Genomic DNA, 26,473 nt, shown 5'->3' with positions numbered 1-26,473 from the left:
CATGAACCCTGCGGACCTGGGCCTGCCGGTGGACGTGCCGTCGACAGCGCTCTTCACGGACCATTACGAGCTCACCATGTTGCAGGCCGCGCTGGCCAACGGCACCGCCGACCGCCGCTCCGTCTTCGAGGTGTTCACCCGGCGGCTCCCCGAGGGGCGCCGCTACGGGGTGATCGCCGGGACCGGGCGGGTGCTCGACGCGGTGGAGAACTTCCGCTTCGACGGCGCCGTACTGGAGTTCCTGCGCGAGCGGAACATCGTCGACGCCCGCACCCTCGACTGGCTCGCCTCGTACCGCTTCTCCGGCGACGTCTGGGGATATCCGGAGGGCGAGGTCTACTTCCCCGGCTCGCCGGTCCTGCGCGTCGAGGGCAGCTTCGCCGAGTGCGTGCTGCTGGAGACCGTGATCCTGTCGATCCTCAACCACGACTCCGCGATCGCCGCGGCCGCCTCCCGGATGTCCTCGGCCGCCGGCGGCCGGCCGCTGATCGAGATGGGCGCCCGGCGCACGCACGAACTGGCGGCCGTCGCCTCGGCGCGCGCCGCGTACGTCGGCGGATTCACCTCGACCTCGGACCTGGCGGCCGGATTCCGGTACGGGATCCCCACGGTCGGTACGAGCGCGCACGCCTTCACCCTGCTGCACGACAGCGAGCGGGACGCCTTCACCGCCCAGGTCGCCTCGCTGGGCGGCGGCACCACGCTGCTGGTGGACACCTACGACGTGGCGGAAGCGGTCCGGACGGCCGTGGAAGTCGCCGGGACCGGCCTGGGCGCCGTCCGGATCGACTCCGGGGACCTGCTGCTGGTCGCGCACCGGGTGCGCGACCAGCTGGACGAGCTGGGGGCGACGGAGACGAAGATCGTGGTGACCTCGGACCTGGACGAGTACGCGATCGCCTCGCTGGCGGCCGCTCCGGTGGACGCGTACGGGGTCGGCACCCAGCTGGTGACGGGCAGCGGGCACCCCACGTGCTCGATGGTCTACAAGCTGGTGGCGCGGGCGGCCTCCGCCGACCCGAAGGCACCGCTGGTGTCGGTGGCGAAGAAGTCCTCGGGCGGCAAGACCTCCGTCGGCGGGCGCAAGTGGGCGGCCCGGCGGACCGGCTCCGACGGGGTCGCGGAAGCCGAGGTGCTCGGCACCGGGCCGGTGCCGGCCGCGCTGGCCGACACGCAGCTCCTCGTCCAGCTGGTGAAGGCGGGCGAGGTGGTGGCCCGCGAGTCCCTGGAGGCGGCCCGGGAGCGCCACCGCGAGGCCCTGACGGGCCTCCCCCTCTCGGCCACGCAGCTGTCCCGCGGCGAGGCCGTGATCCCGACCGAGTACGTGTAGCCGCCCGCCCCGGGCGATCCCGGCCGCGGTCGAGGCCCGGGGTGCGGGGGCGGCGCGTCCGCACCCGGGTGCAGCCCCCAGTTTCGGGAAGGGGCGGGGCGGGGGAAGAGCCCCCGCGGGATCCCCGTCGCACCACACTCCAAGCCGAAGGGCACCGGACATGCACCGCGCACTGATCGTCGTCGACGTCCAGAACGACTTCTGCGAGGGCGGCAGCCTCGCGGTCACCGGCGGATCCGACGTCGCCGCCGCCATCACCGAACTCATCGGGCAGGCCACCGCCGGGTACCGGCACGTCGTGGCCACCCGCGACCACCACGTCGACCCCGGGTCCCACTTCGCGCACCCCCCGGCCCAGCCGGACTACGAGACCTCCTGGCCGGTCCACTGCGTCGCCGGGACCGAGGGGGTGGGCTTCCACCCGAACTTCGCGCCCTCCGTCGCCTCGGGAGCCGTCGCCGCCGTCTTCGACAAGGGGGCGTACGAGGCCGCGTACAGCGGTTTCGAGGGCGCGGACGAGAACGGCCGCGGGCTCGAGGAGTGGCTGCGCGACCGGCAGGTCACCGAGGTCGACGTGGTCGGCATCGCCACCGACCACTGCGTCAAGGCCACCGCCCTGGACGCGGCCCGCGCGGGGTTCCGTACCCACGTACTGCTGGACCTGACGGCCGGCGTGGCCCCGCACACCACGACCCGCGCGCTGGCCGAGCTCCGGGAGGCCGGGGTGGAGCTGAGCGGGACCCCGGTGGTGGCCGGCTGACACCGGGCCCCGGCGGGGCGCCACCGGGGCACTCCGGACACCAGGGGGCGATATCCCGTCAACGGTACGAAGGAGACGTACGGAGCAGCGCGCCACGTGGCAGCGTGCCCGGGGTCGGCACCGTCCGGCACCACCTCGGCACCACCCGCCACAGGAGGCGATCTGTGATGTTCAGTTTCAGCGGACCGGCGGATGACGGGACCCCGCCGGGCCACTCGCTGCGGGGTCACGGCACGATCAGTGTCTCTCCCGCCGAAGGCGGCTGGCAGCCGACCTTCGTCTGGTCGGGCCGGGGCGAGCCCGCCCACCCCGCCGGGGGCCTGGCCCTGCGGGCCGGGGCCGACGTCCTCACCCGGGCGGGCCAACCGCTCCTGGAGTTCCGGATGCGCCGGACCCTGCCGCCGGCGTACAGCTTCGGGCACACCCGCGGCGAGCGGATCCCGGCGGGCGCCTACAACGTGCGCTGGTGGACGGTCCGCGAGGAGGACGGCGTACGGGTGGGCGGAAGCTTCGGCTTCGAGCTCGGCTGAGCCCCCTCCCGCGGCCCCCGCGCCCGGTCTGGGCCGCCCGGTAGCCCCGGGCCGGTCACCTCACCCCAGCAGCGCCCTGATCGGGTGCCACAGCTCCGCCGCCCGGTCCGGCGCGCAGCGCCACAGCAGGCCGTCGGGGTGATGCAGGACGGCGGTGATCTCGTCGGGGGTGGGCGGCTGGGCGTTGCCGCGCAGGTAGACGGCGCGCATTCCGAGGTTCCGCAGCCTGGTCAGGGCGCGGGCCCGGTTCACCGCGTGCACCAGCACGCGGACGTTTCCGCCTTCGATGGCGCCCTCGACGACGCCTTCCGCGGGCGGTCTGGGCAGCGTGAGCGCGACGACCACGCTGCCGCCTGGCAATCGGACGAAACCTCCACCGGGCATGTCTTCATCTCCCCCGTCAATAAGGAACTCAGCCCACGCATCTAAACGCGAACGGCCGCCGCCCGCTAGAGGGCGACGGCCGATCATGCTTTGACCTGCGATTTTACCGAATTACTTGACGGAGGGGCCGACCTCGATCGTCATGACGAGACCGTCGTAGGTCTCCTTGACGATCTTGATCTTGGTGTTGGTGTCAGTGACCTTCACCGAGCCGGTCGGGTTCTCGTCGTAGTAGTACTTGCCCTTGTGGTCGTCGAAGACCAGGTTCGCGGGCTTCGGCTTGAGGAACAGCGCCTCACCGTTCTTGTGCAGGGTGAAGGCATCCGTCTTGTACGCGCTGAAGGCGGCGTCGTACGGCTGGATCTTGTTCCGCAGCAGGGTGCCGTCCGACCACTTCATCGGCTTGGCGTTGGCGTCGATCGGAAGGATCAGACCGGAGCCGGCGTGCTGGCTGGTGTTGTTGTCCTTCTGGGAGGTGTCCCACTGCCAGATCAGGAGACCGTCCTGGTAGGCGTAGTGCTCGACCCAGTTCGGCTTGGTGTTGGTGAAGCCGAAGTTGTACGGACCGACCTTGAGGGTCTTGTCGTACGAGACGTAGCGGCGGTTCTCGGCCAGGTAGTACTGCGCGTACTCCTTGGTGAAGCCGCTGCCGACGCGGGAGAAGCCCTTGCCGGTCCAGCCGTTGTCGCCGGCCTCGGCACCGTCGGTGAACAGCGTGGCGCCGTCCGCCGTGATGCTGAGCGCGTCGCCCGTGAAGCCCTTGCCGCCCGCGCCGCCGTCCGTCTGGTAGCGGAAGCGGAGGTCGACCTTCTTGCCCGCGTAGGCGTTCAGCGAGTAGTTCAGGTTCTTCCAGGCACCCGAGACGCCGGTGAGCGACGGGCTGTTGGAGGCGTCGACCGGGATGTTCACGCCGTCGGCGGTGCCGGCCAGCGCGGTCCAGGTGGCGCCACCGTCGGTGGAGACCTCGGTGTACAGGAAGTCGTACTCCGCCTCGATGTCCCACCAGCCCTTAAGCGACAGGGCCGCGGAGGACTTGCCGGTCAGGTCGACCGAGCGGGTGAGGGTGTTCTTGAGGTCGTCACCCATGTTGCTCCACCACTGCGAGGAACCCTCGGCGGGAGCGACGATCTCGGTGGTGACCTTCTTCTTCGGCAGCTCGACGAGGAGCGCCTGCTTGTCCTTCGTGTTGTACTCCGACACGCCCAGCTTGTGGGTGGACTTCGTCGCGGCCTTGGCCACGTCGTAGTTCAGCCAGCCCAGCTGGAACTTGTCCCAGGCGGTCATATCGCCCGGGAGGTCGCCTATGGAGTCCTTGCCGTTGCCGAGCCAGGAGCCCGCCGACATCAGGGACCAGAAGCCGACCGAGTTCTCGCCGCCACCGGAGGTGTCGTAGAGGTCCGGCAGGCCCAGGTCGTGGCCGTACTCGTGCGCGAAGACGCCGAGGCCGCCGTTCTCGGGCTGCATCGTGTAGTCGCCGACCCAGATGCCCGTGCTGCCGATCTGGGTGCCGCCGGCCTTGTTGTCGGCCGGGCCGTTCTTGCCGGCCTCGGTGCCGTAGGCGTACCAGCGGTGCGCCCACAGGGCGTTGGTGCCCTGCACGCCGCCGCCGGCCGACTCGTCCTCGCCCGCGTGGACGATCTGGAAGTGGTCGATGTAGCCGTCGGGCTCGTTGAAGTTGCCGTCGCCGTCGAAGTCGTAGCGGTCCCAGAGGTCGTACTGGGCCAGCTGCGTCTTGATCTGGGCGTCGGTCTTGCCGGCCTTCTTCTGGCCCTCGGCCCAGGCGGTCACGCCGTCCTTGACCGTGTCCCAGACGTTGGCGCAGTTGCTCTGGCCGCAGTAGTTCGAGCCGTAGCGGGCCTCGTTGCTCGGGACCTTGACCCAGTCGGCAACCTCGCCGTCGACCGAGTAGCGGCCCGAGGAGGTCTTCTCGTAGTAGGTCTTCAGCGAGTTCTTGCCGGCGCCGGTACCGAAGTACAGGTCCTGGAAGTACGCGCGGTTGAAGTCCTTGCGCCAGGCCGTGCTGTTGTTCGTCGCACGGTCGGGCTGGGCGATCTGGTTGTGCATCGGGCCCGGGGTGCCGCCGTACTTGGGCACGGCGGGCTTGGGGCCCGCACCGTCCGGGTCGAACATGGTGGTGTTGTCCACCTGGTCGCCGAAGTCGACGAGGATCGTGAAGATCTTGTCGGTCTTCTCGCGGCCGAGCTCGACGTACTTCTTGTCGTCGAGCTTGACGACCTTGGAGGCGCCCCGCTGCTCGACGCCCTTCTTCCCGCTGAGCACCTGCTCCAGGGCAGCCTTCTTGGCCTGCTCCTGCTGCTTGCTGAACGGGCCTTCGAGGTCGTGCTCGACCTGCTCCTTGGAGGGAGTGGTCGGGTCCTGGCGGTCCGCGGCAGGCGCCTTCGCACCGGGGTCTGCCTGGGCCATGGTGAAAGCGGCGCCGGTGGCCGCCGTCGCTGCCAAGGTCACGCCAACTGCGGCGGCGCGCAGGGCACGCCGTCTGACGGAGTTGCTGGTCACTTGAAGTCGTTCCCCTCCCGCGGCCGCGAAGTGGTGCGGAACGTCTCCAAAGGAGTGGGGGGTTCCGTGCGGCGCGCGTCTCAAGTGACGACATTTGACCGGAGAGTCGCAAGAAAAGACAGACCTTGACTTGTTCCTTACAACTGCACTATGCGGTCAACGAGTTCCGCTATTCGGACGTTCCACGGCCATAGGGGACGAACGGCACTTCCGGCCCTCTGTCGATCCCTCTCGATTCCCCGCAATTCCCCCTCGATCCGACGCGATCCGCCTCGATCCGCCTCGATCCCCCTCCGGCCACCCGCCCGATTTCCATCGGCCTCCCCACCCGCCCCTCGCCGACACCCGAGCCCCAGGGGTGACCCCCGTGCGCCCCCTGTGCTCCGCTGCTTCCCGTCACATGGGTTAGGTCGCGCTTACTGACAGTTCCCCTCGGGCATCCACCGTCGTAGAGTCACTCGGCGCCAGACCGGGTCGAGCAGACTCCCCCTCCCGCCTCGAGGACGGATATCGCCATGCCGCGTCCGACTGCCGCACAGCTCGCCTACGGGTCCGCCACCGTCATCGTGTCGACGATCGCCATGCTGCTGCTCTCGCAGACGAGTACGGGACTCGGCGTCGCGGTCATCTCCGCCGCCGCCCTCGCCCTCGGGCTCCTCGTCGCGCTCACCGTCCCGCTGCCGCGCCGGCGCGGACGGCACGCGGCGACCCGCACGAGGACCGCTTCGCCGGTGCCCGACACCGTCCCCCAGGACGTGGCGGCGGGCGCCCCGGCCCCGGTCGAGCATCCGGTGCACCACTGAGCGCGCGCACAGCACGGCGGGCGGCCTCCCCCGTGGGGAGACCGCCCGCGCGCCGGACCGGGTACCGCTAGGCCTGGACCACCACGGTCTTGGCCACCTTGTCGTGCAGGCCCTGCTTGTAGGGCTTGTCGACGAGCATCGAGATGACGAGAGCGATCGGCCACAGGCAGAAGCAGCAGATCAGCGTCGGCAGCCAGAGCACCGCGGCGCGGCCGAGGGCGGCGTTGGACTTCGGGACGCTGCCGTCGTTGAGCATGGCGACGCGCAGGCCCATCCACTTCTTGCCGAAGGTCTGGCCGTTCTTCTTGACGAACCACCAGTCGTAGCCGACGTAGGCGACGATCGAAATCAGGGTCATGACCAGGCCACTGCCGCTGTAGGACTTGGTGATGACCTCGGTGACGTCCTCGCCGTCGTTCGTCTTGACCGTGTAGCGGTTGCGGTCACCGACGAGCAGCTGGAGGACGAACAGCGGCACGGCGACGATCAGCAGGTCGATGACGCGCGCGGCGAGCCGCTTGCCGAAGTCGGCGAGCGGCGGCATCCCGGCGAGCGGGTCGGGCATGCCGTGGCCGCCACCACCGCCGTACGGATCGCCCGCGCCTCCGCCGTAGGGGGGCGGCGGGGGCGGGTAGCCGCCTCCTCCGGGCGGGGGCGGCGGTGGATAGCCCCCGCCGCCACCGGGCGGGGGCGGCGGGAATGCTCCACCGGCGCCTGCGGGCGGTGAGCCGTACGGCGAACCACCCGACGGCGGAGGCGTCGGTTCCTGGGGCTTCTTGAGGAACGGGTCGTCCTCGGGCGGCTGGCCCGGCGGCGGCTGGTCGGTGCTCATGGCCCGAGTCGAACCCGGCCCGGAGCGGTCCGCAACGGGGGCGCGTCCATTCGGGGGACGCGATCGCGGCCGGGCACGCCCGACCGCGAAGGGATGGCCTAGCGGGCCACGTACGTCCGTGCGGCGCGGTCGTGGAGGGTCCGGCGCCGCGAACGGTCCCCGAGGGCCCACAGGGCCCCCGGGAGCCCCAGGAGGGCGTACACGAGCCAGCGGCGCAGGGCCGCGCCGAAGCCGGGCGGGCGCAGCGTGGCGGTGGCCAGGACCCGTACGCCGAGCAGCTTCTTGCCCGGGGTGCGGCCCCAACGGGCGGTGGGCAGGGCTTCGTAGAAGACGCCGAAGAGGAGTACGGCGCCCAGTACGAGGCCCAGTCCGCCCGCGGTGGTCCCGTCGAGCAGCCACACGGTGGTGGTCCGGCCGCCCACCCGGGCGGCGTCCACCTTGGCCTCGATGTGCGCGGTCGCCCCGGGCAGGAGGGGCAGCGCGACGCCGGCCGCGACGGCCGCGTACACGAGGGAGTCCAGCAGCCGGGCCGTCGCGCGGCGCAGGAGCCCGGCGGGGCGCACGGCCCGCTCCGCCATCCGCTCGAACACGGCCCGCCCGGTCCCCACGGGGCGCGCGGCGGGCCGCTCGGCGGCGGCAGGCCGCTCGGCGCGGTCCGACGGCGTTACGGGCGTCACGCGCCGGGCGGGCTCCGCCCGGACGGCCGGGGCGGGGGCCGGGGCCGGAGCCGAAGCGGCGGAGGCCGCAGCGGCGGAGGCCGCAGCGGGCGCCGCCGGGCGCTCCACCGGATCGGCGTCCGCGCCCGGCGAACCGGGGGCGGCGGGCCACACGGGGGCCGGAGCGGGCGCGTGGGCCGAAGCCGCGGCCGCGGCGACCGGGGAGGGTGCCGACAGGATGCCGAGGGCGCCCTGGGCGGCGGAGCCGGACACCTGCGCGGGCAGGGCGGCGGCCACGGGGGCCGGGGCCGGCCGGGGTTCGGGGGCCGGAGCGGGGGCCGGGACCGGCGTGCGGGCCAGCGAGATGCCGGCGGGGCGGGCGGTCGCGGGCGGCTCGTGGCCCCACAGCACCCGGTGGTCGCGCGGCCCGCCGAAACCGGCCTGGTGGAGGGGGTCGGCCTGCCATTCCACGGGCTCGGACCCGGGGACGGACTCGCCCCACGGGCCGGACCCGGCGCGAGGAGCGCCGTCGCCCCGGGGACCGGAATCCTCCGGAGGAAGGGGCTCCCGCCAGGAATCGGACTGCCACCAGGGCTCGGGCTCCGCCCGGGGAGCGGGCTCCGGCCGGGCGGCGGCGGGCTCCGGCCAAACCTCGGGGGCCGGGCGGGGGGCCGGTTCGGGTGCGGGCTCCGGCCATCGTTCCGGCTCGCGCAGCGCCTCGGACACGCCGGTCTGGTCGAGGAACACGGGACCCGTCTCGTCGGCCGGGACCGCGGGGCGGCTCGTACCGGGAACCCAGTTCAGGCCGTTCCAGAACCTGACGTACCCGGGGATGGACGGATCGGGGTAGTAGCCCTCGCGGGCAGCGTGCTCGCCGTCACCAGGGGAGGCCGTCAATGTCCCCAACTCCGATCGTTGGTTTGAGGCTTCTGCAGGGGTGGACCATAGCCAAGAACCGCCCCCCGACAGGTCCGGTAACGGGAGAATCCAAGCGTTCGGGCGAACGCGGTCCCCTACGCACGATTCCGGTCAGCCGACAGATTCCGGCCAATCCTCGATACGTCTCGCGAAGTCGCGTCATACCTGGGCACTTCGCCGCTCTCTCCCGGTGTGGGGCGGCTTCGTCGCCCCCCGCACCGCCCGAGCACGTACCCCGTACCGAAGCGAGGCCGCCATGCACCACCCCGTCGTCGAGCGCGAGCTGGAACTGAAGCTGGTCCTGTCCCCCGAGCGCAGCGTCCCCGTGCCCGCCCGGTTGCTGTACCTCACGGACGACCCGTACGCCGTGCACATCACCTTCCACACCGGCTCCAGCACCCCGGTCAACTGGACCTTCGCCCGCGAGCTGCTGGTCGAGGGGGTGTTCCGCCCGTGCGGCCACGGGGACGTGCGGATCTGGCCCACGAAGGTCGGCCAGCAGGCCGTCCTGTGCATGGCGCTCAGCTCCCCCGACGGCGACGCCCTGCTGGAGGCCCCGGCCGTATCGGTGTCGGCCTGGCTGGAACGGACCCTGCGGATCGTGCCGCCGGGCACCGAGGCCGACCGGCTCGGCCTGGACGCGGCGCTGGCCGAACTGCTCGCCCCGACACCGGCCGACGAGCTGTGGATGCGCGGCCCCTGGCCGTCGGACGAGTCGGCGGACGGGGAGCTGTGACGGCCCGCGCGCGGGAGCCCGTACGCGGGCTGCCCGTACGCGGCCTGCCGCCGGATCAGAAGAGCTTGCCCGGGTTGAGCAGTCCCTCCGGGTCGAAGGCGTGCTTGACGGCGCGCTGCATCTCCAGGCCCACGGGGCCCAGTTCGCGGGCGAGCCACTCCTTCTTCAGGACTCCGACCCCGTGTTCCCCCGTGATGGTCCCGCCCAGTTCGAGACCCAGGGCCATGATCTCCTCGAAGGACGCGCGGGCCCGCCGGGTCTCGTCCTCGTCGGCCGGGTCGAAGCAGACGATGGGGTGGGTGTTCCCGTCACCGGCGTGCGCGCAGACCCCGATGAGCAGGTCGTGCGCGCGGGCGATGGCCGCGGTCCCGTCCAGCATCTCGGCGAGCCGGGTACGCGGTACGCACACGTCGTCGATCATCGTCGCGGGCCGCAGGGCCTCCAGGGCGGGCAGCGCCATCCGGCGGGCCTGGAGCAGCAGTTCGGACTCGGCCGCGTCCTCGGCCGGTACGACGGCGCTCGCCCCGGCGGCGGCACACAGCTCCCCCACGGCGGCCAGGTCCTCCGGCGCGTGCGGGGTGTCGAAGGCGGCGAGCAGCAGGGCCTCGGTGGTCTCGGGCAGGCCCATCTTGCCGAGGGCGTTGACGGCGCGGACGGTCGTACGGTCCATCAGCTCGAGCAGCGAGGGCGTCAGGCCGGCCTCCATGACGGCGCAGACGGCTGCGCAGGCGGCCGCGGCGGAGGGGAACTCGGCGGCGAGCGCGAGTTGGCGGGGTGGGGCCGGGCGCAGCGCGAGGACGGCCCGGACGACGACGCCGAGGCTGCCTTCGGAGCCGACGAAGAGGCGGGTGAGGTCGTACCCGGCGACGCCCTTGGCGGTGCGCCGGCCGGTCTTCAGGAGCCTGCCGTCGGCGAGGACCACGTCGAGGCCGAGGACGTACTCGGCGGTGACCCCGTACTTGACGCAGCACAGACCTCCGGCGGCGGTGCCGATGTTCCCGCCGATGGTGCACTGCTCCCAGCTGGAGGGGTCCGGCGGGTAGTGCAGGCCGCGCTCGGCGACGGCGCGCGAGAGGACGGCGTTGACGACACCCGGTTCGACGACGGCGATCCGCTCGACGGTGTCGATCTCCAGGATCCGGTCCATCTTCACGAGGGAGAGCACGACGCATCCGTCGGAGGCGTTGGCCGCGCCCGACAGGCCCGTACGGGCGCCCTGGGGGACCACGGGGACGCGGAGCGCGTGGGCGGTGCGCATGACGTGCTGGACCTGTTCGACGGTCCGGGGCAGGACCACGGCGGCCGGGGTGCCGGCGGTGCAGAAGCTGGCCATGTCGGTGGCATAGGAGGCGGTCACCTGCGGGTCCGTCAGCAGGGCCTCGGGCGGGAGGCCTTCCAGGAGCAGCGCGTGGAGCCGCGGGGCGAGGGGGGCGTCGAGCGGGGCATGGCCCGGGGCGTGGTCCGGGGCGTGGTCCGGGGCGTGGTCCGGGGCGGAAACGTCGTCAACCATGGTGCCAGGGTGACAGTCGGGGCCATCGGTGTGAACACGCCCGCGACGCCCTTCGGACACCTCGGCGAGCTCTTCATATTGACGCACAGTGACCCCATGGACCTAATGCGTGAGGCGCCCGTCTCTCAGGAAAGGCAGCAGCAGGCTGCCCCGCCCGTGACCTTCACCGGCCGCAAGACGCTCGTCGCGGCGGCGGCCCTGGTGGTCCTGATCGCCGGGGCCCTGCTGATCCGGCCGGCCCGCACGGGCGACGACGCGCGCCCGCCGGGGCCCAGTGAGCGGGCCCGTGCGGCGGTCGGGATGGGTGCGCCGGTGGCGGGGGTGGACCTGTCCGCGCTGGTCGCGGACCGGGAGAAGTGGGTCGCGCGGCACCCGGACGACGATGCCTCGTGGGCGGTGCTGGGATCGGCGTACCTGGAGCAGGCGCGGCGCACGGCCGATCCCGCCTGGTACCCGAAGGCGCAGAGCGCGCTGAAGCGCTCGCTGGAGCTCCGCCCCGTCGAGAAGGGCAACTTCGACGCGATGACGGGCATGGGCACGCTGGCCAACGCCCGGGGGGACTTCGGGACCGGGAAGAAGTGGGGCGAGCTCGTACGGGCCCAGGCGCCGAAGCGGTGGACGGCGTACCCGGTGCTCGTGGACGCGTACGCCGGACTCGGGGACTACAAGGCGGCGGAGAAGGCGATGGAGCGCCTGGTGGACCTGCGGCCGGGGCTGGCGGCGTTCATGAAGGCCTCGCAGGTGTACCGGGACCGGGGCTGGCGCGAGGACGCGACCATGTCCATGGAGCACGCGGGAGGCGCGGCGAAGGCCCCGGCGGAGAAGGCGTACGTGCTGTTCCGGCTCGGGGAGCTGGCGTGGGAGCGCGGCGACGAGGCGGAGGCGCTGCGGCAGTACGAGGCCGCGCTGCGCACCGATCCGGCGCAGGCGCAGGCGCAGGGCGGGCGGGCGCGGGTGCTGGCGGCGCTGGGACGGGGCGGCGAGGCGGTACGGGACTACCGGCTGGCGCTGGGACGGGCGCCGGCGGCGTCGCTGTCGCTGGAGCTGGGCGAGCTGCTGGAGTCGCTGGGCCGGGGCGAGGAGGCCAAGGTGGTGTACGACGGGCTCGCGGCGCAGGCCGCCCGGAGCGGGGTCAGCGAGGAACTGCTCCTGGGCCGGTTCGAGGCGGACCACGGCGACGCGGCGGCGGCCGTACGGCGCCTCACGGCGGAGTGGGCCCGGCACAAGAACATGCAGGTGGCGGACGCGCTGGGTTGGGCGCTGCACAGGACGGGCGATGACACGGCGGCGCTGGAGTACGCGAAGAAGGCCACGGAGCAGGGGCTGCGGCTCGCGGAGTTCTCGTACCACCGGGCGGTGATCGAGCGGGGCCTCGGCGACGAGGCCGGGGCGCGGCGGCACCTGGAGGAGGCGCTGCGGACGAACCCGCGGTTCTCGCCGGTGCGGGGGCCGCTGGCGAAGGACGCGCTGGCGGCGATCGGGAAGCCGGCGGCCGGCGGGCCGGAGAACATGCAGCCCACCACCCCGTGGGTGGCCCCGGAACTCCCGAAGGCGAAGCCGGTGGCCAAGCCGAAGCCGAAGCCGTCGGGGCGCTGAGCCCGCACAGGAACGCCGGCGGGGCTGGAAATTCCAGCCCCGCCGGCGTTTGAGGCGATCTTTCAGCCCCGCCGGCGTTTGAGGCGCCCGCGCCGGTTCCCGCAACCTCCTAGAGGTTGCCGCGCTTCTCCTGCTCCCTCTCGATCGCCTCGAACAGGGCCTTGAAGTTGCCCTTGCCGAAGCCCATCGACCCGTGCCGCTCGATCATCTCGAAGAAGACCGTCGGGCGGTCCTGGACCGGCTTCGTGAAGATCTGCAGCAGGTAGCCGTCCTCGTCGCGGTCGACGAGGATCTTCAGCTCGCGCAGGATCTCGACGGGGACCCGGGTCTCGCCCGCCCACTCGCCGAGGGTGTCGTAGTAGGAGTCCGGGGTGTTCAGGAACTCCACACCGGCCGCGCGCATCGCCCGGACCGTGGCGACGATGTCGTTCGTGGCGAGCGCGATGTGCTGGACGCCGGCGCCGCCGTAGAACTCCAGGTACTCGTCGATCTGCGACTTCTTCTTCGCGATCGCCGGCTCGTTGATCGGGAACTTCACCTTCAGGGTGCCGTCCGCGACGACCTTCGACATCAGCGCCGAGTACTCGGTCGCGATGTCGTCGCCCACGAACTCCTTCATGTTCGTGAAGCCCATGACCTTGTTGTAGAACGCCACCCACTCGTTCATCCGGCCGAGCTCGACGTTGCCCACGCAGTGGTCGATGGCCTGGAAGGTGCGCTTGGCCGGGGGCGCGACCATCGGCTCGACGGAGACGAAGCCGGGCAGGTAGGGGCCGGAGTAGTCGCCGCGCTCGACCAGCGTGTGCCGGGTCTGGCCGTAGGTGGCGATCGCCGCCAGCCGCACCGTGCCGTGCTCGTCCTTCAGCTCGTACGGCTCGTCCAGGCCGCGCGCGCCGTGCTCGACGGCGTAGGCGTACGCCGCCTCGACGTCCGGGACCTCGATGGCCAGGTCGACGACCCCGTCGCCGTGGTCGGCGACGTGCTCGGCGAGGAAGCGGCCACGGTCGGTGGACGCCTTGATGACCGAGGTGAGGACGAAGCGCGCGGCGCCGTTGGTCAGGACGTAGCTGGCCGTCTCACGGGTGCCGTTCTCCGGTCCGGAGTAGGCGACGAGCTTCATGCCGAAGGCGGTCGAGTAGAAGTGCGCGGCCTGCTTGGCGTTGCCTACGGCGAAGACGACCGCGTCCATGCCCTTGACGGGGAAGGGATCGGCCTTGGCGGCGGTACGCGGGGCGTCGAGCGGCTGGGTCTCAGTCATGACCGCAGAGTCCCGCCGTTTTACAAGCTGCGCAATAGTTTCCATTTACGCTGTACAGACTGCCCACTCTCAGCCCACCATGGCTGGGATATCTGTGCACTATGACCACCGACCGACCACCCCGGAGGCACCCATGGGAATCGACGAGCTCGACGGCCGGCTCATCGTCCTGCTCGCCCGCGAGCCCCGGATCGGGGTTCTGGAGGTCTCGCGCCGGCTCGGTGTGGCACGTGGTACGGCGCAGGCCCGGCTGGACCGGCTTCAGTCGAACGGAGTCATCCGGGGATTCGGTCCGCAGGTGGATCCGGCGGCCCTGGGGTACCCGGTGACGGCCTTCGCCACGCTGGAGATCAAACAGGGCCAAGGGGCGGACGTACGGGCGCACTTGGGCGGCGTACCGGAGGTGCTGGAACTGCACACGACGACCGGCCACGGGGACATGCTGTGCCGGCTCGTGGCCCGGTCCAACGCGGACCTTCAACGGGTGATCGACCGAGTTGTCGCGTTTGATGGGATCGTTCGGGCTTCGACAGCGATTGTCATGGAGAATCCCGTACCCTTGCGGATCATCCCCTTGGTCGAACAAGCGGCCGAGGACGACTGATCCGAGGGATCGACCGGCCCCCGGAATCGACGGACGAGGTGACGTGGCGTGAGCTTCTGGGCCTACCTGTCCAACCGCCACCAGCAGCTCCTCACCGACGCCTTCCAGCACGCCAGCGCCGTCTTCCAGTGCATGCTGATCGCGACCGCGCTCGGCGTCGCCATCGGCGTCCTCACCTACCGCAGCGGCTGGGCCGGGAACCTCGCGGTCACCTCCACCTCCACGGTGCTGACCATCCCCTCCCTCGCCATGATCGGCCTGCTGATCCCGATCGTGGGCCTCGGTGTCGCGCCGACCGTGATCGCCCTGACCCTGTACGGGCTCCTGCCCATCGTCCGCAACTCCATCGTGGGGCTGCGCGGGGTGGATCCGGCCCTGGTCGATGCCGCCAAGGGCATCGGGATGTCGCGCGGCGCCCAGCTCCTGAAGGTGGAGCTGCCGCTCGCCTGGCCTCCGATCCTGACCGGCATCCGGGTCTCCACGCAGATGCTGATGGGCATCGCGGCCATCGCCGCCTACGCCTCCGGGCCGGGCCTGGGCAACGAGATCTTCCGCGGGATCGCCTCGCTCGGCAGCGCCAACGCCATCAACCAGGTCCTGGCGGGAACGCTCGGCGTCGTCATCCTCGCCCTGCTCTTCGACGCCGCGTACGTCCTGCTCGGCCGTCTCACCATCCCGAGGGGAATCCGTGTCTGAGCCGACGTCCGCGCCGACCGAGGGCCCGCAGCCGGCCGAGAGCCCGCAGCCGGCCGCCACCTCCGGCGCGACCATCCAGCTGGAGAACCTCACCAAGCGCTACCCGGGCAACCCCAACCCCTCCGTCGACGACGTCTCCATGGAGATCAAGGCGGGCGAGCTGGTGGTCTTCGTCGGCCCCTCCGGCTGCGGGAAGTCCACCACCCTCAAGATGATCAACCGGCTGATCGAGCCCACTTCGGGCCGGATCCGCATCGGCGACGAGGACGTCACCGACATGGACCCGGTCAAACTGCGCCGCAAGATCGGGTACGCGATCCAGTCCTCCGGGCTCTTCCCGCACATGACGGTCGCCGAGAACATCGCCCTGGTCCCGAAGATGACCGGCTGGTCCAAGTCCCGGGTGAAGGACCGGGTGGAGGAGATGCTCGACCTGGTCGGCCTGGACCCGCGCGAGTTCCACGGCCGCTACCCGCGCCAGCTCTCCGGCGGCCAGCAGCAGCGGGTGGGCGTGGCCCGGGCACTCGCCGCCGACCCGCCCGTCCTGCTGATGGACGAGCCCTTCGGCGCCGTCGACCCCATCACCCGCGACCACCTCCAGGACGAGCTGATCCGGCTCCAGCACGAGCTGCACAAGACCATCGTCTTCGTCACCCACGACTTCGACGAGGCCATCAAGCTGGGCGACCGGATCGCCGTCCTGCGCGAGCGCTCGCACATCGCCCAGTTCGACACCCCCGAGGCGATCCTCACCAACCCCGCCGACGACTTCGTCTCCGGGTTCGTCGGCGCCGGCGCGGCCCTCAAGCGGCTCAACCTCACCCGCGTGCGGGACGTGGAGATCGCCGAGTTCCCGACCGTGTCCGTGGACGACCCGCTCCAGCAGATCTTCAACACCCTGCGCGCCGGCCAGGGCAACGAACTGCTGATGCTGGACCGGCGCGGCCGCCCGTACAAATGGCTGCGCCGCGGCGACCTGATGCGCGCCAAGGGCTCCCTCGCCCGGGCCGGCCAGCTCGTGCACGACACGGTGACCCGGGACGCGACCCTGCACGACGCCCTGGAGGCGGTGCTCACCGACAGCGGCGGCCGGGTGGCCGTCACCGGGCGGCGCGGCGAGTACATCGGCGTCGTGGACATGGAGACCCTGATGAACTCCGTGCACGAGATGCTGGAAGCCGACCGGCTGACGGCCGCCGAGCACGCGCACGACCTGGAAGAGCTGCGCCACCACCGCGTCGAGCGGGACCTGGAAGGGCTGCTGGACGGTACGGACGGCTCATGAGCCCGAGGAATCCCGTCTCCCCCGAACGCCCGCCCGGCGAGCACGAGGTCAAGGGCCACGCCTTCCACGATCCGGAGCAGCCCGAGCCGGACGAGGGCGCGGGCTCCGCCGCGCAGCCGGCCCGCCCCGCGCGCCGGCTGACCTGGACCCGGCTGGTGACCCTGCCCATCGTGCTGGCGCTGGTGCTGCTGGCCACGTACCTGTGGATCACCAACGCCACCCTCGACACGATCGCCAAGAACTCCCTCGCGGACGGCAACGTCGAGCTCCGGCTGTGGCAGCACATCCAGCTCACCGCGATCTCCACCTTCTGGGTGCTGATCATCGCGATCCCGCTCGGCATCGCCCTGACCCGCAGCGGCCTGCGCCGGGCGGCCCCGCTGGTCACCGCCATCGCCAACATCGGCCAGGCCACCCCGGCCATCGGACTGCTGGCCCTGCTGGTCATCTGGCTAGGCATCGGCCCCTCGACGGCGATCATCGGCATGGTCGCCTACGCCGTCCTGCCCGTGCTGTCCAACACCGTCGCGGGGCTGCGCGGGATCGACCCGCAGCTGGTGGAGGCCGCGCGCGGGATCGGCATGTCCTCCATGGGAACCCTGCTGAAGGTGGAGCTGCCGCTGGCCGTCCCGCTGATCCTGGCGGGCGTACGGACGGCCCTCGTCCTCAACGTCGGCACCGCGACCCTGGCCACCTTCGGCGGCGGCGGGGGCCTGGGTGACCTGATCACCTCCGGGATCCAGACGCAGCGGATGCCGGTACTGGTACTGGGCTCGGTGCTGACGGTGGCACTGGCGCTGTTCGTGGACTGGCTGGCCTCACTGGCCGAGACGGTCCTGACCCCGCGCGGGCTGGAGGCGTAGATGGGCAAGCTCGCCGTACGGACGGTCGCGGCCTGCGCCGCCCTGCTGCCGCTGCTGGCGCTCGCCGGCTGCGGGCTCAAGAGCGGTTCCCCGATGGTGGACGACGTGGTGCCGGGCTCGGTCGGCCAGGGAATGCCCCTCAAGGACGCCTCGCTCACGGTCACTTCGAAGAACTTCAGCGAGAACATCGTGCTCGGCCAGATGATCGGCCTGATCTTCAAGGCGGCCGGCGCGGAGGTGCTGGACCGCACCAACCTGCCCGGTTCGATCAGCGCCCGCGAGGCGATCATCCAGGGCGACGCGGACGCCATGTACGAGTACACGGGCACCGCGTGGATCACCTACCTCGGCAACGACAAGCCGATCGCGGACCCGTACGCGCAGTGGGAGGCGGTACGGAACGCGGACGTGAAGAACGGCGTGGCCTGGCTGCCTGCGTCCACGCTCAACAACACGTACACGCTCGCCATCAGCAAGAAGAACAACGCCAAGTACAAGCTGAAGACCATGTCGGACGTGGCGGCGCTGTCGCAGCGCGATCCCTCGGCGGTGACGGTCTGCGTGGAGAACGAGTTCGCCTCGCGGGAGGACGGGCTGCTGGGGATGGAGAAGGCGTACGGGATGAGGATCCCGGCGGGCAACGTCATGAAGATGGATGCCGGGATCATCTACACGCAGGTCTCGAAGTCCGATTCCTGCCTGCTGGGCGAGGCCTTCACCACGGACGGCCGGATCAAGGCCATGGACCTGGACACCCTCGCCGACGACCGGCACTTCTTCCCCAACTACAACGCGGCGCCGGAGCTGCACGCCAAGACGCTGGAGAAGTACCCGGCGATCGCCGGCCTCCTGGACCCCCTGTCGAAGCGGCTGACGACGGAGACGGCGCAGCGGCTCAACGCGCTGGTGGACGTGGAGGGCCGGGACCCGCACGACGTGGCGAAGGAGTGGCTGGTGGCGGAGGGGTTCATCAAGGAGGGGTGAGCCGCGGCGAGTCGGCCCGGAAGTTCCAAAGAAGACGTTGCAAAGAAACCCTTGCAGAGACTTCTTTGCAACTCTACTGTTGAGGCATGCCCGAGAAGAACGACCCTTCCCAGAAGCCGGTGGCGCCAGAGCAGCCGGAGCGACCGGAGCAGCCTGCCGAGCCCCAGCTCCGCCAGCTCGACGCCCACTCCCTGCGCGGCCTGGCCCACCCGCTGCGCATCCGGCTGCTGGGCAACCTGCGCCTGCACGGGCCGGCCACCGCCTCGCAGCTCGCGGAGCAGCTCGGGGAATCGAGCGGGGCCACCAGCTACCACCTGCGCCAGCTCGCCGCGTACGGGTTCGTCGAGGACGCCCCCGAGCACGGCAAGGGCCGCGAGCGCTGGTGGCGGCCCGCCCATGACGGCACCACGTTCGACGAGGCACTGATCTACGACGCCGACCCCGCCACGCGCGGCGCCGCGGAGGTCTTCCTGGCGGAGATCGTGAAGATCCACGAGCAGGAGCTGTCCGGCTGGCTGGGCGACGCGCACACCTGGTCGGTGGAATGGCGGCGCAGTTCCGAGCTCAGCGACTTCTCGCTGCAACTGACCGCCGCGCAGAGCCACGAGCTGATCCTCAAGGTCCACGACCTCATCAACAGCTACCGCGACCTGCCGCCCGCGGAAGGCACGGAGACGGTCCGTTTCCACACGCACGCCTTCCCGGTCCGCACCAAGTAGCCGCCTTCCCCACCCATTTCGCAGAAGGAGCCCTGCCGTGCACGCCTTCAGCCATGCCGAAATCCATGCCGGAACACACGCCACCCGCACCGCCGAGGCCGCCGCCTGGCGCCGTGCCCGGGAGGCCGCTCCCCATCTCTGCCCCCGGCCCGCCTCCGCCCTGCGCAACCGGGTCGGCGAGGCCCTGATCGCCGCCGGCATCCACCTGATCCAGCCCGCCCACCTGCACGCGCGCATCGCCCGCGGCACGCACGGCGCCCGCCCGTACGGCGGCCTCACGTGAGCCGTCGCCCCTTCACCGCCGTCCTGCTCGCCAACACCATTTCGATAGCCGGGAGTTCGCTGACCCTCATCGGCGTCCCGTGGTTCGTGCTCCAGACCACGGGCAGCGCCGGCCGGGCCGGAATCGTCGCCTTCTGCGCCACCCTGCCCGTCGCCGTGGCCGCCCTCGTGGGGGGCCCGGTCATCGACCGGCTCGGCCGCCGCCGGGTCTCCGCCGTCTCCGACCTGATCTGCGGGCTGTCCGTGGGCGCGATCCCGCTGCTGCACTATTCCGGGCTGCTCGAGTTCTGGATGCTGTGCGCGCTGATGGCCGTCGGCGGGCTCGTGCACACCCCCGGACTGGCCGCGCGCTACGTCCTGCTCCCCCATCTCGCCGAGCACGCCGGCACCACCGTCGCCCGCGCCGCCAGCCTCTACGACGCCGTCTCGCGCGGAGCCCGCATGCTCGGGGCCGCGCTGGCCGGCGTACTGATCGCCACGGTCGGCGCCGAGTCGGTCCTGCTCCTCGACGCGGCCACCTTCGGCGGGTCCGCGCTGCTGGTCACCGCGTTCCTGCGCGGGATACCGGCCGCCGAGCCGCAGCGCGCCGCCGGGAAGGTGTCGCTGGCCGGCTACCGGGCCGAACTCGCCGAGGGCTGGCGGTTCCTGACCCGCGCCCGGCTGCTGCTGGGCATCACGGTGATGGTGATGATGACCAACGGCCTCGACCAGGGCTGGTCCTCGGTCCTGCTGCCCGTCCACGGCCGCGAAGCCCTCGGCGGGGCCACCGCGCTCGGCCTGCTGATCGCCGTCTTCGGCGGGTTCGCGCTGCTGGGCGCCCTGCTCTACGGAGCCTGGGGCGAGCGGTTCCCCCGTAGGGCCTTGTTCGCCGCGGCCTTCCTGCTGTGCGGAGCCCCGCGCTACGTGGTCGCCGCCTGGAGCGACACCCCTCTGCCGCTCGCGGTGACCATGGCCCTGTCGGGGCTGGGCGCGGGCGTGCTCAACCCGATCCTGACCACCGCGATCATGGAGAAGGTCCCCGACGAACTGCGCAGCCGGGTCGCGGGAGTGACCCAGGCGGGCTGCGAGCTGACCATGCCGTTGGGCGGGCTGGCCGCGGGGCTGCTGGTCGACGGGTTCGGGGTGACGCGGGCGCTGCTGGTGTTCGGCGGGGTGTACTTCCTCGTCACGCTCTCACCGCTGGTGTTCCCGTCCTGGCGGGGCCTGGAGCCGGCGCGGATCAGCAAGACGGAACCGACTGGCCCTTCTGCAGAGCCCGCAGCGCGTTCACCGCATCCGTCAGCGAGGTGACGGGGACCAGCCGGAGCCCTTCGGGGAGTTCGGACTTCGCGTCCGAGCACTCCGCCGCCGGTACGAGGAACACGCTCGCCCCGTCCCGCCGCGCGGCCTGAGTCTTCAGGGCCACCCCGCCGACGGCGCCGACCTCGCCGTCCGCGCTGATGGTGCCCGTACCGGCGATGGTCCTGCCGCCGGTCAGATCGCCGCCGTTGCCGTTCCCGTCGAGTTTGTCGACGATGCCGAGGGAGAAGAGCAGGCCGGCGCTCGGACCGCCCACGTCGGCGAGGTTCAGCTCGACCTTCACCTTCGCGGGGTCCTTGTGGAGGTAGCCGAGGGCGGCCTCGGAGGCCGTCGACTGCGACTTGGTCATCTCCTCCAGGTTGTGTTCCTCGATGTCCTTGTCGCTTCCGCCCGACGAGTACACCGACTCCCTGGGCATGACCGCCCGGGCGGTGTCGAACCAGTCGCCGAGCAGTTCGGGGAAGGTCACGGAGGTGGAGGGGCCGGTGGCCTGGATGGTGGTCATCCGCAGCTGGCCCGTGGTCTCGCGGGTGGGGGCCCCGGTGACGGTGATGACCTGCTTGCCGTCGCGGGAGCCGAGCACGTCGGCCGTGAGGCCCGGCTGCGCGATCACGAAGGGCAGCGGTGCGAGGGCCGCGACGGCGAACAGCGCGAGCGCGGGCACGGCGCAGACGGCGAGGGCGGCGGGACGCGGCAGGCGTGTGAGGCGAGAGAGCACCGGGCCAATCTAGCGCGGGCGCCCTGCGACGGGTCGAGCCGCGCCCCCTGCAGGCGGGGGCGCGGCTCGGTGTCCGGATGTGCTCGGCGGCTCAGCGCAGGGCGTCGGCCACCTCGCGGGCGGCGTCCACCACGCGCGGGCCGACCCGCTCGGGCACGGCGTCGGCCAGCATGACGACGCCCACGCTGCCCTCCAGCCCGGTGATGCCCACGAGGGGCGCCGCGGCCCCGCTGGCGCCCGCTTCGAGCTCCCCGTGGGTGAGCGTGTACCCGGGCTCGATGAGCGTGCCCTGACGGGCGGCCAGGATGGCCCGGCCGGCGGCCCCGCGGTCCAGCGGATGGCGGAAGCCGGGCCGGTAGGCCACGTGGTAGTCGGTCCAGGTCGGCTCCACGACCGCCACGGCGAGCGCTTCGGTTCCGTCCACGAGGGTCAGGTGCGCGGTGGCGCCTATGTCCTCGGCCAGGGAACGCAGCGCGGGCAGCGCCGCCTCGCGCACGAGCGGGTGCACCTGACGGCCCAGGCGCAGTACGCCGAGCCCGACGCGGGCACGGCCGCCGAGGTCGCGGCGGACCAGGGCGTGCTGTTCGAGGGTGGCCAGGAGGCGGTAGACCACGGTGCGGTTCACACCGAGGCGGTTGGAGAGCTCGGTGACGGTCAGACCGTGGTCGGTGTCGGCGAGCAGTTTGAGAACTCGGAGTCCTCGGTCGAGAGTCTGGGAGGTTTCCGCGGTCACGACGCCTCTCCCTCTTTCGGTGGGCGGCGGTGACTCTCTGGGGATAGCGCCGCCGGTCCCTCGGCGACGCACGGAGAGGCCGCCGGTAGCGGCCATGGCACCGGCTGCGCTCCCGCGGCGGCGCTGCCACGGGGCGTTCGATGCGGGGACAGTAGCGAGCGGGTTCGCTCAGCGGAAGGGCTCGTCCAGAATCCGGGCGCCTACTGTCGATTTATGCCGGTTGAAAACACACATCGCCGTCAATTCGTGACCTCCGGGCCCTGGTGCCGCCTCTGGGCCCAGCCCGGCCCCGCACGCCCCTCACCACGGGCGCCTTGCCACCGCTACGGCGCCCGGGCGGGCGGGGGCCGTACGAATCTCCGCCCGCCCCCCGCGTCGCATTCCGTAGGAAATCACCGCATGCGGGTGGCCCACTCCTGGACCTTCTTGATGCGCTCGCGCAGCTGTCCCGCGGTGGCTTCCGCGCTCGGCGGTCCGCCGCACACACGGCGCAGTTCGGTGTGCAGCACCCCGTGCGGTTTGCCGCTCTGGTGGACGTACGCGCCGACCATCGTGTTCAGGGACTTGCGCAGCTCGAGCAGTTCCTTGTGCGAGACCACCGGCCGCCGGTCGGCCGGCAGCTCCAGCAGGTCCGCCTCCGTGTCCGGCTTGCGCTTGCTGTGCGCGATCTGCCGGGACTGCCGCTTCTGGAGCAGCATCTGCACCTGGTCGGGTTCCAGCAGCCCGGGGATGCCGAGGTAGTCCTGCTCCTCCTCGCTGCCCGGGTGCGCCTGCATGCCGAACTCGGCGCCGTCGTAGAGGACCCGGTCGAAGACGGCGTCGGACTCCAGCGCCTCGAAGGACATCTGCTCCTCGTCGCCGGTGTCCTCGTCCTCCTGCTTGTTCGCCTCCTCCATCTCCTTCTCGGAGTCGGCGTACGGGTCTTCCTCGCCCTGCTTCTTCGGCTTGTCGAGGACGTGGTCGCGCTCGACTTCCATCTCGTTCGCGAAGCCCAGCAGGTAGGGAATGGTCGGCAGGAACACCGAGGCCGTCTCGCCTCGCCTGCGCGAGCGCACGAAGCGCCCGACGGCCTGCGCGAAGAACAGCGGGGTCGAGATGGTGGTGGCGTACACACCGACCGCGAGCCGCGGTACGTCGACGCCCTCGGACACCATGCGGACGGCGACCATCCAGCGGTCGTTGCTCGCGGCGAACTCGTCGATCCGCTTCGAGGCGCCCGTGTCGTCGGACAGTACGACGGTGGCCTTGTTTCCCGTGATCTCGCGGATCAGCTTGGCGTAGGCGCGCGCCGAGTCCTGGTCGGCGGCGATGACGAGCCCGCCGGCGTCCGGGATGCCCTTCCTGACCTCGGTCAGCCGCCGGTCGGCGGCGCTCAGCACGTTCGGCATCCAGTCGCCGCGCGCGTCCAGCGCCGTACGCCAGGCCTGCGAGATGGCGTCCTTGGTCATCGGCTCGCCGAGGCGTGCGGCGATCTCGTCGCCCGCCTTGGTGCGCCAGCGCATGTTGCCGCTGTAGGAGAGGAAGATGACGGGCCGCACGACTCCGTCGCCGAGGGCGTTCCCGTAGCCGTAGGTGTAGTCGGCGGACGAACGCCGGATCCCGTCGTTGCCCTCTTCGTAGGCCACGAAGGGAATGGGATTGGTGTCGGACCGGAAGGGCGTGCCGGTGAGCGCGAGGCGCCGGGTCGCCGGGTCGAAGGCCTCGAGGCAGGCCTCTCCCCAGGACTTGGAGTCACCGGCGTGGTGGATCTCGTCGAGGATCACCAGGGTCTTGCGCTGCTCGCACCGGTTGCGGTGCAGCATCGGCCGGACGCCGACACCCGCGTACGTGACGGCGACCCCGTGGTAGTCCTTGCTGAGCGGACCGGCGGAGTAGTCCGGGTCGAGCCGGATCCCTATCCGGGCGGCGGCTTCCGCCCACTGCTTCTTCAGGTGCTCGGTCGGTGCGACGACGGTCACCTGCTGCACCACGTGGTGGTGCAGCAGCCAGGAGGCGAGGGTCAGCGCGAAGGTGGTCTTGCCGGCGCCGGGGGTGGCGACGGCGAGGAAGTCGCGCGGCTGGGTCTCCAGGTACCGGTCCAGCGCACCCTGCTGCCAAGCTCGCAGGGCGCTGGCGGTACCCCACGGCGCGCGGCCGGGGAAGGCGGGTGAGAGGTGGTGGGAGGCGGTAGTAGTCACGGTCTCCGGTTCGGGCTCTCGGCGTCGTATCCGTGCCGGGCGGCATTCCGGGCAGCGGTACGGGCAGCGGTACGGGCAGTCGTACGTAGGACAACCGGGCCACCTTACCGGCCCGTGCCCGCCCCTCGCGGAGGGACAGGCCCGTGACCTCGGCGCGTGCGGCGAGCGTCACACTCCCCGCGCGAGGCCCCGCAGCCGCTCCGCGATCCGCCCGGTGTCCTCCTCGTGACCGGCCGCCACGTCGATGACCAGGTCGTACGCCACGTCCTGATCGGCATCACCGAGATCGACGCCGTTGAGGGCGAGGAAGGTGGCGGCGGCGAGCCACGCCGTGCGCTTGTTGCCGTCGACGAGGGGATGGTTCGTCGCGATCCCGTGCAGCAGGGCGGCCGCCTGATCGTAGGTGTCCTCATAAGCCGAGGTCCCGAACGCCCCCAGCTACCGCCGGGAGGGGCCCCCGGGGCCCGCGGCCGGTGCACGGCGGACTCCAGCAGCCCGGGCGCACGCAACGCGGGGGCCACATTGCGCCACGCCGATGCTTGACGCACGGGGCCAAATCCAGCCTCGCCGGCGTTTGAGGCGCGGGGGTCCGGGGGCAGGCCCCCGGCAACGGCGCCGCACGGCACCACCCACCGGGTCCAATCCAGCCCCGCCGGCGTTTGAGGCGCGGGGGTCCGGGGGCAGGCCCCCCGCAACGGCGCCGCGCCGAACCACCGGCGGAACCGGTCTCAGCCCAGCCGCCCCTCCGCGTCCACCCGCGTAGCGACCCACGCCCCCACCAACGCCACGCAGGCCATCGGCAGGAACACCACGACAAAGGCACCAGGGTGCGAGCCGACACCCGCCCCACCCACGGAGTGCACCGCGGAGCCCACCGCACCCCCACCCAGCGCAGCGAACGCCGCACCTCCCGCAGCCAGCAGCACCACGTTCGCCAGCGCGTCCGAGATCTGCAGCGAGGCGGAGTTCGCCCCCGCCTCCCGCGGCGCCGACAGTTTCAGCAGCAGCACGCTCGTGGAGCCGATGACGAGCCCCATCCCCAGGCAGCCCAGCGCCCACACCAGCGCCAGGATCCACACCGGCACCCACTCTACGAGCACCGCCGGCACCCCGGCGATGGCCGCCGCGACCATGACCATGCCCAGCACCATCAGCCGTTCCCGGTACGGCGCCGCCCGCCCCTGCGACTGCACCCACGAGCCCGCGGCCCATGTCACTCCGCCCAGCGCGAGCGAGAATCCGGCCATGGTCGGGCTCAGCCCCCGCTGGGTGACCAGCATCAGCGGCACGAAGCTCTCCGCCGCGATGAAGGACCCCGCCGCCACGCCCCGTAGCAGCACCACCGACGGCAGCCCGCGCCGAGCCCGGTAGGTCCCCCGCGGCAGCAGCCCGAGCACCGCGGGCACCAGCAGGGCCGCACCCGCGAGTCCGGGCAGCAACGACAGCCACCTCAGGTCCTGGGCGGCGTACTGCAGCAGCCCCGCACCGGCCGAGATTCCGAGGGCGAGCCGGATCCGCCGCCGGTCGAACGCCACGGGCGGCGCCTCGGGGTCCACCGGCCCGGAGGCGCTCCGGCGTATCGCCGGCAGCGCCACCGCGAGCGGTACGAAGACCAGCGCGGGTATCCCGAGGAAGACCCAGCGCCATCCGAGGTGCTCGGTCACCGTGCCCGCCGCGAGCGGTCCGACGATCGACGGCACGACCCAGCTCGCGGCGAAGGCCGCCATGATCGCGGGCCTCAGCCGCTCCTCGTAGGCCCGGCTGACGACCACGTAGAGGGCGACGATCACGAGCCCGCCGCCGAACCCCTGCACGGCCCGGCCGAACAGGAACATCCACATCGCCCCGGCGGTCCCGGAGAACACCAGCCCGGTGGCGAAGGACACGATCCCCACGGTCAGCGGCCGGAGCGGCCCCTGCCGGTCGGCCCATTGCCCGGAGAGCACCATCCCGAAGAGGCTGGTCGTGAAGTAGGCGGAGAAGGCGAAGGCGTAGAGCGCGATCCCGTCCAGCTCCCGGGCCGCCACGGGCATGGCGGTACCGACGGCGGTGGCCTCGAAAGCGATCAGAAAAATAACGGAGATGATCCCGATGCTGAGCGTCCGGTACGCGGACCCAAGAATCCCGCCCCCCGGCTGATCCGGTATCGGGGCGGGCGCTGTGGTTCGCTGCGGGAGGGCGCTCATCGCCCCAGAGTAAGGCCCGTACCTGCAGATCGACCCTGTCATTTAGGCGGATCCCACCCCCTCCCCCAGCCCTAGGCCAAAGGTACCGCCCACCCCC

General features: G+C 71.8%; 25 protein-coding genes. 14 read left to right on the top strand and 11 right to left on the bottom strand.

Annotation, left to right across the window (positions count from 1 at the left end; genetic code table 11):
- The first annotated feature begins 1 nt into the window (after window position 1).
- From OTB20_RS26645 to OTB20_RS26635, 3 genes are all read left to right on the top strand, one after another.
- Entirely contained in the window at window positions 2-1,330 is a 1,329-nt protein-coding gene (locus tag OTB20_RS26645; RefSeq protein WP_267821207.1) for a nicotinate phosphoribosyltransferase, read from the top strand.
- Between the two features lie 160 nt (window positions 1,331-1,490).
- Window positions 1,491-2,090 (top strand): nicotinamidase, encoded by a 600-nt coding sequence (locus OTB20_RS26640; protein WP_267821205.1) that lies wholly within the window; start codon window positions 1,491-1,493, stop codon window positions 2,088-2,090.
- 167 nt (window positions 2,091-2,257) lie between these two features.
- Complete coding sequence (locus OTB20_RS26635; protein WP_267821203.1) at window positions 2,258-2,620, top strand: hypothetical protein; 363 nt, start codon at window positions 2,258-2,260, stop codon at window positions 2,618-2,620.
- A gap of 60 nt (window positions 2,621-2,680) precedes the next feature.
- On the opposite strand, the gene OTB20_RS26630 is transcribed toward OTB20_RS26635, so the two are convergent.
- Together OTB20_RS26630 and OTB20_RS26625 are read right to left on the bottom strand one after the other, a co-directional pair.
- Window positions 2,681-3,004, bottom strand: a complete 324-nt coding sequence (locus tag OTB20_RS26630) for a hypothetical protein (RefSeq protein WP_267821201.1) — start codon at window positions 3,002-3,004, stop codon at window positions 2,681-2,683.
- Window positions 3,005-3,115: 111 nt separating this feature from the next.
- A complete protein-coding gene (locus OTB20_RS26625; protein ID WP_267821198.1) occupies window positions 3,116-5,521 on the bottom strand; it encodes an immune inhibitor A domain-containing protein in 2,406 nt (801 codons plus the stop codon).
- 515 nt (window positions 5,522-6,036) lie between these two features.
- Here OTB20_RS26625 and OTB20_RS26620 point away from each other — a divergent pair.
- Complete coding sequence (locus tag OTB20_RS26620; protein WP_267821196.1) at window positions 6,037-6,324, top strand: hypothetical protein; 288 nt, start codon at window positions 6,037-6,039, stop codon at window positions 6,322-6,324.
- Between the two features lie 67 nt (window positions 6,325-6,391).
- On the opposite strand, the gene OTB20_RS26615 is transcribed toward OTB20_RS26620, so the two are convergent.
- Window positions 6,392-7,156, bottom strand: coding sequence for an RDD family protein (locus OTB20_RS26615; RefSeq protein ID WP_267821194.1), 765 nt, complete (start codon window positions 7,154-7,156; stop codon window positions 6,392-6,394).
- A 98-nt stretch (window positions 7,157-7,254) separates the two neighbouring features.
- Window positions 7,255-8,709, bottom strand: a complete 1,455-nt coding sequence (locus OTB20_RS26610; RefSeq protein WP_267821193.1) for an RDD family protein — start codon at window positions 8,707-8,709, stop codon at window positions 7,255-7,257.
- A 277-nt stretch (window positions 8,710-8,986) separates the two neighbouring features.
- On the opposite strand from OTB20_RS26610, the gene OTB20_RS26605 reads away from it, so the two are divergent.
- Complete coding sequence (locus OTB20_RS26605) at window positions 8,987-9,466, top strand: SsgA family sporulation/cell division regulator (RefSeq protein WP_267821191.1); 480 nt, start codon at window positions 8,987-8,989, stop codon at window positions 9,464-9,466.
- 55 nt (window positions 9,467-9,521) lie between these two features.
- Here OTB20_RS26605 and OTB20_RS26600 read toward each other — a convergent pair whose 3' ends face one another.
- Window positions 9,522-10,976 (bottom strand): FAD-binding oxidoreductase, encoded by a 1,455-nt coding sequence (locus tag OTB20_RS26600; protein ID WP_267821190.1) that lies wholly within the window; start codon window positions 10,974-10,976, stop codon window positions 9,522-9,524.
- A 96-nt stretch (window positions 10,977-11,072) separates the two neighbouring features.
- Between OTB20_RS26600 and OTB20_RS26595 the strand changes: the two genes are divergently transcribed.
- Window positions 11,073-12,572: a tetratricopeptide repeat protein gene (locus tag OTB20_RS26595; protein ID WP_267821189.1), complete on the top strand. Its 1,500-nt coding sequence runs from the start codon at window positions 11,073-11,075 to the stop codon at window positions 12,570-12,572.
- Window positions 12,573-12,681: 109 nt separating this feature from the next.
- On the opposite strand, the gene hppD is transcribed toward OTB20_RS26595, so the two are convergent.
- On the bottom strand, window positions 12,682-13,830 hold the full coding sequence (gene hppD, locus OTB20_RS26590) for a 4-hydroxyphenylpyruvate dioxygenase (protein WP_267821187.1): 1,149 nt from the start codon (window positions 13,828-13,830) through the stop codon (window positions 12,682-12,684).
- A gap of 133 nt (window positions 13,831-13,963) precedes the next feature.
- Between hppD and OTB20_RS26585 the strand changes: the two genes are divergently transcribed.
- The 8 genes from OTB20_RS26585 to OTB20_RS26550 all read left to right on the top strand — a co-directional run bounded on the left by OTB20_RS26585 (window position 13,964) and on the right by OTB20_RS26550 (window position 20,553).
- Window positions 13,964-14,434 (top strand): Lrp/AsnC family transcriptional regulator, encoded by a 471-nt coding sequence (locus OTB20_RS26585; RefSeq protein WP_214951228.1) that lies wholly within the window; start codon window positions 13,964-13,966, stop codon window positions 14,432-14,434.
- 48 nt (window positions 14,435-14,482) lie between these two features.
- Complete coding sequence (locus tag OTB20_RS26580) at window positions 14,483-15,130, top strand: ABC transporter permease (RefSeq protein WP_266908411.1); 648 nt, start codon at window positions 14,483-14,485, stop codon at window positions 15,128-15,130.
- Window positions 15,123-16,415, top strand: a complete 1,293-nt coding sequence (locus OTB20_RS26575) for a betaine/proline/choline family ABC transporter ATP-binding protein (protein WP_267821181.1) — start codon at window positions 15,123-15,125, stop codon at window positions 16,413-16,415. Before OTB20_RS26580 ends, OTB20_RS26575 begins: the two co-directional genes overlap by 8 nt.
- Window positions 16,412-17,278 carry an ABC transporter permease gene (locus OTB20_RS26570; RefSeq protein WP_267821179.1) on the top strand — a complete coding sequence of 289 codons (867 nt, stop codon included), beginning with the start codon at window positions 16,412-16,414 and terminating at the stop codon, window positions 17,276-17,278. Before OTB20_RS26575 ends, OTB20_RS26570 begins: the two co-directional genes overlap by 4 nt.
- Window positions 17,279-18,262 (top strand): glycine betaine ABC transporter substrate-binding protein, encoded by a 984-nt coding sequence (locus OTB20_RS26565; RefSeq protein WP_267821177.1) that lies wholly within the window; start codon window positions 17,279-17,281, stop codon window positions 18,260-18,262.
- An 86-nt stretch (window positions 18,263-18,348) separates the two neighbouring features.
- Window positions 18,349-18,981 carry an ArsR/SmtB family transcription factor gene (locus OTB20_RS26560; RefSeq protein WP_267821175.1) on the top strand — a complete coding sequence of 211 codons (633 nt, stop codon included), beginning with the start codon at window positions 18,349-18,351 and terminating at the stop codon, window positions 18,979-18,981.
- Between the two features lie 37 nt (window positions 18,982-19,018).
- On the top strand, window positions 19,019-19,264 hold the full coding sequence (locus tag OTB20_RS26555) for a hypothetical protein (protein ID WP_267821173.1): 246 nt from the start codon (window positions 19,019-19,021) through the stop codon (window positions 19,262-19,264).
- Window positions 19,261-20,553 (top strand): MFS transporter, encoded by a 1,293-nt coding sequence (locus OTB20_RS26550; protein WP_267821171.1) that lies wholly within the window; start codon window positions 19,261-19,263, stop codon window positions 20,551-20,553. The genes OTB20_RS26555 and OTB20_RS26550 overlap by 4 nt, the downstream gene beginning before the upstream one ends.
- On the opposite strand, the gene OTB20_RS26545 is transcribed toward OTB20_RS26550, so the two are convergent.
- The 5 genes from OTB20_RS26545 to OTB20_RS26525 all read right to left on the bottom strand — a co-directional run bounded on the left by OTB20_RS26545 (window position 20,483) and on the right by OTB20_RS26525 (window position 26,376).
- Window positions 20,483-21,280 carry a S16 family serine protease gene (locus OTB20_RS26545; protein WP_267821169.1) on the bottom strand — a complete coding sequence of 266 codons (798 nt, stop codon included), beginning with the start codon at window positions 21,278-21,280 and terminating at the stop codon, window positions 20,483-20,485. The genes OTB20_RS26550 and OTB20_RS26545 overlap by 71 nt on opposite strands.
- Window positions 21,281-21,371: 91 nt before the next feature.
- Window positions 21,372-22,013: an IclR family transcriptional regulator gene (locus OTB20_RS26540; RefSeq protein ID WP_054222485.1), complete on the bottom strand. Its 642-nt coding sequence runs from the start codon at window positions 22,011-22,013 to the stop codon at window positions 21,372-21,374.
- A 392-nt stretch (window positions 22,014-22,405) separates the two neighbouring features.
- Window positions 22,406-24,190: a DEAD/DEAH box helicase gene (locus OTB20_RS26535; protein WP_267758415.1), complete on the bottom strand. Its 1,785-nt coding sequence runs from the start codon at window positions 24,188-24,190 to the stop codon at window positions 22,406-22,408.
- 168 nt (window positions 24,191-24,358) lie between these two features.
- The gene (locus tag OTB20_RS42885) at window positions 24,359-24,562 is read right to left on the bottom strand and encodes a type II toxin-antitoxin system death-on-curing family toxin (RefSeq protein WP_420716495.1); all 204 of its coding nucleotides are present in this window, start codon (window positions 24,560-24,562) and stop codon (window positions 24,359-24,361) included.
- Window positions 24,563-24,918: 356 nt separating this feature from the next.
- Entirely contained in the window at window positions 24,919-26,376 is a 1,458-nt protein-coding gene (locus tag OTB20_RS26525; protein ID WP_267821167.1) for an MFS transporter, read from the bottom strand.
- Between the last annotated feature and the right edge of the window lie 97 nt (window positions 26,377-26,473).

Source organism: Streptomyces sp. H27-H1, assembly GCF_026627445.1.
Lineage (GTDB): Bacteria > Actinomycetota > Actinomycetes > Streptomycetales > Streptomycetaceae > Streptomyces.
The sequence above is the reverse complement of the archived record's forward strand: the minus strand, read 5'-3'. Positions and strand labels throughout refer to the sequence as shown.